Below are 7,670 nucleotides of genomic sequence, written 5' to 3'. Positions count from 1 at the left end.
GCCCCCCCCCGCCCCCCCCCCCCCCCCCCCCCCCCCTCGCAGAGGTGGCGCTCGGCTACCCGGGGGTCCACGCCCTGTGGGCCCACCGGGTCTGCCACCGGGTGTGGCACGCCGGTCCCCTCGGCAGGCTGCCGGCGCGCCTCCTGTCCCAGCTCGTGCGGGCGCTGACCGGCATCGAGATCCACCCGGCGGCCGTCCTCGGGCGCCGGCTGTTCATCGACCATGGCATGGGCGTCGTCATCGGCGAGACCTCCCGGGTGGGCGACGACGTCGTCCTCTTCCACGGCACCACGCTGGGCGGCCGCTCGATGACCCGCGGCAAGCGGCACCCGACGATCGGCAACCGCGTGGTCATCGGCGCCGGCGCGAAGGTGCTCGGCCCGATCAGCGTGGGCGACGACGCCCAGATCGGCGCCAACGCCGTCATCGTCAAGGACGTGCCGGCGGGCGCCGTCGCGGTCGGCGTGCCCGGCCGCGTGCGTGAGAACCCGCCGGAGATCGACCCCTACGCCGATCCCGCGCTGTTCATCTGAGCCGACTCCCGTCGCACCCTCCGCCTCCGCCTCGGTGGGGCCGGCCGCGCGTCAGTACGGGGTCCGGTCCGCCTTGTCCTGCCAGGCGAGGAAGGGCCGGGTGGCCGCGGGCACCGGCTGCCTCACCACCGGCAGCAGCTCCCGGCGGCCCGGGTCGGTGAAGTAGTCGTGGAAGGCGGCGTCGTCGAAGCCGGCGCGGGCGGCGTCGTGGCGGTCGGCGGCGTAGTAGACCGCGTCGACGCGTGCCCAGAGGGCTGCCGCGACACACATCGGGCAGGGTTCGCAGCTCGCGTAGACGACCGCGCCCTCCAGCGCGACCGAGCCCGTCGCGGCGCACGCGCGCCGGATCGCGACGACCTCGGCGTGCGCCGTCGGGTCGCTGGTCGGAACGACCTGGTTGACCCCCTCGAACCGCCGGCCGTCCGGCAGGACGACGACGGCGGCGAAGGGCCCGCCGTCGTGGACGACGTTGCGCTCGGCCCGCGCCACGACGGCGGTCAGCTCGGTGGTGACAGTCTCCTCGTCCATGCCCCCGATGCTGCCCCCGGTCGCGCGCCCGACGCGAGTGTTTTCCTCAGGCGGCGGCCGAGGGCCGGCGCTGCTCCCGCGGGCACCAGAAGACCCGCCGACCGGCCATCTCGTCCTCGGCGACCTTGCTCCCACACCGCAGGCAGGGGCGCCCCTCGCGGTGGTAGACGTACCAGCGGTCCTCGTCCTCCTGCCGGTCCTCCGGCTCGGTGGTGACGATCCGGCCGGTGGCGACGCCGTCGGACATGAGCCCGACGAGGTCGGCCCACATCTCCCGCAGACGCGGCGCGGCGACGGTCCGGCCGAGCTTGCGCGGGTGCAGCCGGGCCCGGTAGAGCGCCTCGGCGCGGTAGATGTTGCCGACGCCGGCGATGACCGACTGGTCCATGAGCAGCTCGCCCACCGGCCGCGCCCGGCGGCGCACGTTGGCGACGAACTGCTCGACGTCCCCGTCCGCCCGCAGCGGGTCGGGACCGAGCCGTGCCTGCACGGCGTCCTTCTCCTGCGGCGTCACCACCTCGCAGGCGGTGGGGCCGGTGAGGTCGGCGACGCCGTGCTCCCCGAGCAGCCGGACCCGCACGGCTCCCCGCGGCTCGGGCACCGTCCACTCCGCCGGCGACGGCGCCTGGGCGCCGCCGTCCCCCACGGGTGTCTCCTCCTCCGCGACCCGCCGCCGGGGCGCGCCGATGGCGTGCGGTGCGTGGAAGGTGGTGTCGCCGGCGAAGGTCCACGAGCCGTACAGGCCCAGGTGCACCCGCAGCCAGCGGAAGTCCTCGGGCGCCTCGCCGTCCTGCGCGAAGCCGAGGAACAGGTGCTTGCCGTGGGCGTCGGTGGCCGCCAGGCGCCGTCCGTCGAGGAGCTCGGCGCCCGCGGCGAAGCGCCCCTGCGGTGAGGTGACCTCCAGGCGCTCGCCGTGGAGCAGCTCGTCGAAGGCGAGCGCGAGGCGGTGGATCGAGTGGCCTTCAGGCATGGGGGTCCTCCACGGGGTCCCACAGGGCGCGGGTGAGGTCGACGGAGCCGCCGGGGCGCCGCGGCGTCGCCTCGCTGCGGTAGTGCTCGGCGGCGCGGGCGGTGAGCTGCTCGGGCAGGGAGCCGTCGGCGCGGACCACCCGCCACCAGGCGACGGAGCTGCCCTCGCGGGACATGACGGCGCCGACCGACCGCGCCGAGCCCCGGCCGGTGCGGGCGCGGGCGGCCTCCGCGACGAGGCCGTACGTCGTGGCGCGGCCGGGCGGGACGTCGTCGGCGATGTCGAGGACGAGCTCGCTCCAGTCGGTCACGCCGGCCATTGTCCCAAAATCCGTTCGCCGCGCCGTCGGGGCCGCTGCCATGCTCTGCCCGTGACCTTCACCGACCCGCCCGAGACCCCGCTCCCGTCCGGCTACCGCCTGGCCGAGCTCGACGACGTCGCCGACCGCGAGGCCATGCGCGAGATCGACCGCTGGGCCTTCGCCTTCGACCTCAACCCCGAGGACGAGCCCGCCGACGTGTGGAACCTCGAGCCCGGCCGGAGCGTCGGCGTGTGGCACGACGCCACCCGCGGCCCCGTCCTCGCGGCGATGCACTCCTCCTTCGCCTTCCGGGTCCAGGTGCCGGGCGGCGAGCGGCTACCGGCCGCCGGCCTCACCTGGGTCGGGGTGCACCCCGGCCACCGCCGTCGGGGACTGAGCCGGGCGATGCTCCACGCGCACCTGCGCCGCTCCCGCGAGCGCGGGGAGGTCCTCTCCGTCCTCAACGCCGCCGAGAGCGGCATCTACGGACGCTACGGCTACGGGATCGCCTCCCACCGCGTGTCCCTCTCGCTGTCCCGCGGCGCCGGCCTCCGGGCGGTCCCGGGGGCCGACGCGCTCGCCGTCGAGCTCGAGACCCTCGACCCCGCGTACCACGGCCCGGAGGTCGTCGAGCGTGTCCACGGTGCCGTCGTGCGGCCCGGGTGGATCACCCGGGACACCCCGGAGCTGCGGGCCGCGCACCTCGTCGACTGGCCCTCCGCGCGCCGCGGCGCCGAGCGCAAGCGCATCGCCGTCGTCAGGGACTCCTCGGGTGAGCCGCGCGGCTACGCCGTCCTGCGTCGCAAGGAGAGCTGGGGCGAGGAGAACCTGCCCGCGGGCACCGTCAGCGTCCACGATGCCCTCGCGCTCGACCCCGCCGCCTCCCGGGCGCTGTGGTCCACGCTCCTCGACCTCGACCTCATGGGGCAGGTCAAGGCCCACAACCTCGCCCCCGACGACGCCCTCCTCGGGCTGCTCATCGAGCTGCGCGGCATCGAGCGTCGGGTCCACGACGACGTCTGGGTCCGCATCCTCGACGTGCGGGCGGCGCTGGAGGCACGGGCGTACCCGGCCGCCGTCGACGTCGTCCTCGAGGTCGACGACGCGCTCGTGCCCGACAACGCGAGCCGCTGGCACGTGCGCGGCGGGCCCGACGGCGCCGAGGTCACCCGGACCGACGAGCCGGCCCAGCTTGCGCTCGGCATCGCCGACCTCGGGGCGGTGTACCTCGGGGGGACGTCGCTCGCCGCGCTCGCCGCGGCGGGCCGGGCCACCGAGCTCGTGCCGGGCACCCTCGTGCCCGCGGCGACGGCGTTCGCGTGGCCCGTCGCCGCGTCCACCGGCTGGGGCTTCTAGGAGGAGGCGGCCCGTCTCAGCGCTGCTCGTACTCCGCGAGCTGGTCGATGCGGCGCTGGTGGCGGGCGTCGCCGGAGAAGGGCTCGGCGATGAAGGCCTCGACCATGGCGACGGCGTCGTCGACGGAGTGCTTGCGAGCGCCGAGCGACAGGACGTTGGCGTCGTTGTGCGTGCGCGCGAGCGTCGCGGTGTCGAGGTCCCACGCGAGCGCGGCGCGCACCCCGCGGACCTTGTTCGCGGCGATCTGCTCGCCGTTGCCGGAACCGCCCAGCACGATCCCGAGGCTGCCCGGCTCGGCGACGACGGCCTCCCCGGCCGCGAAGCAGAAGGACGGGTAGTCGTCCTGGGCGTCGTAGGTGTGGGCCCCGTGGTCGACGACGTCGTGGCCCCCCGCGGTGAGGTGCTCGACGAGGGCGGCCTTGAGCTCGAACCCGGCGTGGTCGGCGGCGATGTGGATGCGCATGGTCCCTATCTTGCCGTGTCCCGCGACCGCCGCGGACGACGATCTCAGCCCGCGCCGGCCACGGCGCCTCCCGTATCGTCGGACCATGACGACTGACGAGACCACCACGTCGATGTCGTTCGAGCAGGCCATGGACACGACCGTGCGGCCGCAGGACGACCTCTACCTCCACATCAACGGGACCTACCTCCGCGAGCACGAGATCCCGGCCGACCGGGCCCGCGACGGCGCCTTCATGGTGCTGCGCGACCTGTCCGAGCAGCGGGTGCGCGAGATCATCGCCGACGCCGCCGCCGCCGAGGACGCGACGGGCGAGGCCAAGCAGGTCGGCGACCTGTTCGCCTCGTTCATGGCCGAGGAGCGCATCGAGGCGCTCGGGACCGGACCGCTCCAGCCGGACCTCGAGCTGTTCACCGCCGCCCGCGACAAGGAGTCGCTCGCCCGCGCGATGGGCACCCTCGCCTCCACGGGGGTGGGCGGCGCCGTCGCGCTCTTCGTCGACACCGACTTCAACGACCCCGACAGCTACCGCGTCTTCCTGTGGCAGAGCGGGCTCGGGCTGCCCGACGAGTCCTACTACCGCGAGGACGCCCACGCCGAGACCCGCGCGGCCTACCTCGCGCACGTCGCCGCGATGCTCGAGCTCTCCGGGCTCGTCACCGCCGACGAGGCGATGGGCGCGGCGCAGCGCGTCATGGACGTGGAGACCCGCCTGGCCGCAGGCCACTGGGACAAGGTGCGCTCCCGCGAGGCGGACCAGATCAACAACCCCCGCACGTGGGCCGAGGTCCTCGACTCCGCCCCCGGCTTCCCCTGGGACCTGTGGCGCGAGTCGCTGAACCTGCCCGCGGGCGCCGTCGACTCGACCATCGTCGGGATGCCCTCCTTCCTCACCCACTTCGCCGCGGCGTGGGAGGAGCTGGACGTCGACTCGCTGCGGATGTGGCTGCTGTGGCACGTCGTCTCGGCCCGCGCGCCGTACCTGCCGGCCGCCCTCGTCGAGGAGCACTTCGACTTCTACGGCCGCACGCTCACCGGCGCGCCGGAGATGCGCGAGCGCTGGAAGCGGGGCGTCGCGCTCGTCGAGGGCGCCCTGGGCGAGGCCGTGGGCAAGATCTACGTCGAGCGCCACTTCCCGCCCGAGCACAAGGCCCGGATGCAGGAGCTCGTCGACAACCTCATCGAGGCCTACCGCCAGTCGATCACCGAGCTGGACTGGATGGGCGAGGAGACCAAGGAGCGCGCGCTGGAGAAGCTCGCCGCGTTCACGCCGAAGATCGGCTACCCCGACAAGTGGCGCGACTACTCCACCCTCGAGACGGACCCGACCGACCTCCTCGGCAACGTCCGTCGCGCCGAGCTCTTCGAGACCGCGCGCAACCTCGCCAAGCTCGGTGAGCCCATGGACCGCGACGAGTGGTTCATGCCGCCGCAGATGGTCAACGCCTACTACAACCCGACGATGAACGAGATCGTCTTCCCCGCGGCCATCCTCCAGCCCCCGTTCTTCGACGTCGACGCCGACGACGCGTGGAACTACGGCGGCATCGGCTCGGTCATCGGGCACGAGATCGGCCACGGCTTCGACGACCAGGGCAGCAAGTACGACGGCACCGGCCGGCTGCACGACTGGTGGACCGAGCAGGACCGCACCGAGTTCGAGGCCCGCACGAAGGCCCTCATCGCCCAGTACGACGCCTTCTCCCCCGCCCAGCTCGACGGGTCCCACCACGTCAACGGCGCCCTGACGATCGGGGAGAACATCGGGGACCTCGGCGGTCTGTCCATCGCGATCAAGGCCTACGAGATCGCGCTGCGCAAGCAGGGGCTGTCCGGGCTGGACGGCGCCCCGGTCGTGGACGGGCTCACCGGCCTGCAGCGCATCTTCTTCTCGTGGGGCCGCATCTGGCAGCAGAAGGCGCGTGACGCCGAGGTGGTCCGCCTGCTGTCGATCGACCCGCACTCCCCCAACGAGTTCCGCTGCAACGGGGTGGTGCGCAACCTCGACGCCTTCGTCGAGGCCTTCGACGTGAAGCCCACCGACGCGCTGTACCTCCCGCCCGAGGAGCGCGTGCGCATCTGGTGACCCGCTGACGCGCCGCGAGGGCCGCCCGGGACGTCCCGGGCGGCCCTCGTCGCGTCAGAACAGCTCGTAGGACGCGCGGGCCACCGTGAAGCCGTAGCCGGAGCCGTCGTGGCGGCACGTGACGCCGGACTCCGCGCTCTCGCAGGTGAAGCCGTGCGCCGTCGTCGTCTCCCCGTAGTCCAGGGCCGGCACGTCACCGGCGACGACGAGCGGCTCGCAGGGCATCGACGCCCCGGCCTCCTCCACGCGCAGGTGCCCGCCGGCACCGTCCTCCTCGCAGGAGGCGTCCTCGGGCTCGTACTGGAAGTTCGAGATGACGCAGTCGGCGCTGTCCGGCGTGAGGGCGCAGACGATGTTGCCCGACGGCGAGGCGAAGTACTCCGCCTCGGGCTCCGCCGTCGGCGTCACGTCGTCGGTGGCGTCGTCGGTGGCGTCACCGGTCGCGTCGTCGGTCGACGCGGCGGTGGTCGTCGACGCGTCCGCACCCGGCTCGCCCCCGCCGTCCGTGAGGCGGCCGGCGAGGAGGATGACGAAGAGCAGCACGAGGATGCTGACGACGACGATGAGGAGCAGCTGCGCCGGCGTCAGCCGGCGGCCGGTGTCGGACATGGGCCTTCCCGTCTCTCGAGAACCCCGACACGGTACGTGACGAGCCCCCGTGAAGGACAACCTAGCCGGTGGGGCGGGCTCCGAAGACGGCGGTCCCGACCCGGACCATCGTCGCGCCGGCAGCGACGGCGACCTCGAGGTCGGTGCTCATCCCCATGGACAGCTCGCGCGCCTCGGCCGTCCCCGGCGCGCCGCTCGCGACGACGTCGTCCCGCAGCGTGGCGAGCCGCTCGTAGGAGGCGCGCACGACGTCGACGTCCTCGGACCGGGCGCCGATCGTCATGAGCCCGCGCAGCCGCAGGTGCGGCAGGGCGGCGACGGCGAGGGCGTGCGCCACCGCGCCCTGCGGCGCAGCCCCGGCCTTCGTGTCCTCACCGGAGGTGTTGACCTGGGCGAAGACGTCGAGCCGGCGTCCCTCGCGGCCGGCGAGGCGGTCGAGACGCTCGGCGAGGGCGAGGCTGTCGACGCTCTGGACGCAGCTGACGAGCGGCACGACCTTGCCCGCCTTGTTCGACTGCAGCCGCCCGATGAAGTGCATCTCGTGCGGGAGGCCGGCGAGGTCGGGGGCGGTGGCGACGAGCTCCTGCGCCCGGTTGTGCCCGAGGAGGCGGGCGCCGGCGTCGATCGCCTCCCGGACGCGGTCGGCGGGCAGCGTCTTGACCGCCAGGAGGAGCTGCACCTCGGCGGGGTCGCGGCCCACGACCCGGGCGGCGGCGGCCACCCGCTCCCGCACCTGCGCCAGGCGCTCGGCCACCTCACTGCTCACGCCGCCGACCATATCGCGGCGGCGGCGGACCCCTCTCCGGGAGTCGGAACGGGCTGGC

Annotated in this window: 9 protein-coding genes; 3 read left to right on the top strand and 6 right to left on the bottom strand. The window is 74.3% G+C overall.

The window, feature by feature from the left end; genetic code table 11:
• Positions 1-533 (top strand): serine O-acetyltransferase EpsC (epsC, locus tag H9624_RS15975; RefSeq protein WP_251840892.1); only part of this gene is annotated, 533 nt, incomplete at its 5' end.
• A 51-nt stretch (positions 534-584) separates the two neighbouring features.
• Here the strand turns inward: epsC and H9624_RS15970 are convergent.
• Genes H9624_RS15970 through H9624_RS15960 form a run of 3 tightly spaced genes read right to left on the bottom strand, consistent with a single transcriptional unit; the run spans position 585 to position 2,350 of the window.
• Entirely contained in the window at positions 585-1,061 is a 477-nt protein-coding gene (locus tag H9624_RS15970) for a nucleoside deaminase (RefSeq protein WP_251840891.1), read from the bottom strand.
• Positions 1,062-1,107: 46 nt separating this feature from the next.
• Positions 1,108-2,031 carry an Fpg/Nei family DNA glycosylase gene (locus tag H9624_RS15965; RefSeq protein WP_251840890.1) on the bottom strand — a complete coding sequence of 308 codons (924 nt, stop codon included), beginning with the start codon at positions 2,029-2,031 and terminating at the stop codon, positions 1,108-1,110.
• Entirely contained in the window at positions 2,024-2,350 is a 327-nt protein-coding gene (locus H9624_RS15960) for an MGMT family protein (protein ID WP_286011321.1), read from the bottom strand. Before H9624_RS15960 ends, H9624_RS15965 begins: the two co-directional genes overlap by 8 nt.
• Before the next feature lie 51 nt (positions 2,351-2,401).
• Here H9624_RS15960 and H9624_RS15955 point away from each other — a divergent pair, with 51 nt between their 5' ends.
• Positions 2,402-3,688, top strand: a complete 1,287-nt coding sequence (locus H9624_RS15955; protein WP_251840888.1) for a GNAT family N-acetyltransferase — start codon at positions 2,402-2,404, stop codon at positions 3,686-3,688.
• 16 nt (positions 3,689-3,704) lie between these two features.
• On the opposite strand, the gene H9624_RS15950 is transcribed toward H9624_RS15955, so the two are convergent.
• The gene (locus H9624_RS15950) at positions 3,705-4,151 is read right to left on the bottom strand and encodes a ribose-5-phosphate isomerase (RefSeq protein ID WP_251840887.1); all 447 of its coding nucleotides are present in this window, start codon (positions 4,149-4,151) and stop codon (positions 3,705-3,707) included.
• 85 nt (positions 4,152-4,236) lie between these two features.
• Here H9624_RS15950 and H9624_RS15945 point away from each other — a divergent pair, with 85 nt between their 5' ends.
• Positions 4,237-6,237, top strand: a complete 2,001-nt coding sequence (locus H9624_RS15945; RefSeq protein ID WP_251840886.1) for a M13 family metallopeptidase — start codon at positions 4,237-4,239, stop codon at positions 6,235-6,237.
• Positions 6,238-6,291: 54 nt separating this feature from the next.
• On the opposite strand, the gene H9624_RS15940 is transcribed toward H9624_RS15945, so the two are convergent.
• Together H9624_RS15940 and H9624_RS15935 are read right to left on the bottom strand one after the other, a co-directional pair.
• Positions 6,292-6,846 (bottom strand): hypothetical protein, encoded by a 555-nt coding sequence (locus H9624_RS15940; protein ID WP_251840885.1) that lies wholly within the window; start codon positions 6,844-6,846, stop codon positions 6,292-6,294.
• A gap of 61 nt (positions 6,847-6,907) precedes the next feature.
• The gene (locus H9624_RS15935; RefSeq protein ID WP_307784976.1) at positions 6,908-7,612 is read right to left on the bottom strand and encodes a YggS family pyridoxal phosphate-dependent enzyme; all 705 of its coding nucleotides are present in this window, start codon (positions 7,610-7,612) and stop codon (positions 6,908-6,910) included.
• Between the last annotated feature and the right edge of the window lie 58 nt (positions 7,613-7,670).

Origin of the sequence: Oceanitalea stevensii, from assembly GCF_014837105.1 — a bacterium.
Lineage (GTDB): Bacteria > Actinomycetota > Actinomycetes > Actinomycetales > Actinomycetaceae > Oceanitalea > Oceanitalea stevensii.
This window is presented reverse-complemented; position numbering and strand designations above follow the sequence as displayed.

What these genes read in the sequence shown, in the direction of transcription:
- H9624_RS15950 (WP_251840887.1), bottom strand. Translation starts at nt 4,151, where the DNA reads ATGCGCATCCACATCGCCGCCGACCACGCCGGGTTCGAGCTCAAGGCC.
- H9624_RS15970 (WP_251840891.1), bottom strand. Translation starts at nt 1,061, where the DNA reads ATGGACGAGGAGACTGTCACCACCGAGCTGACCGCCGTCGTGGCGCGG.
- H9624_RS15945 (WP_251840886.1), top strand. Translation starts at nt 4,237, where the DNA reads ATGACGACTGACGAGACCACCACGTCGATGTCGTTCGAGCAGGCCATG.
- H9624_RS15960 (WP_286011321.1), bottom strand. Translation starts at nt 2,350, where the DNA reads ATGGCCGGCGTGACCGACTGGAGCGAGCTCGTCCTCGACATCGCCGAC.
- H9624_RS15940 (WP_251840885.1), bottom strand. Translation starts at nt 6,846, where the DNA reads ATGTCCGACACCGGCCGCCGGCTGACGCCGGCGCAGCTGCTCCTCATC.
- H9624_RS15965 (WP_251840890.1), bottom strand. Translation starts at nt 2,031, where the DNA reads ATGCCTGAAGGCCACTCGATCCACCGCCTCGCGCTCGCCTTCGACGAG.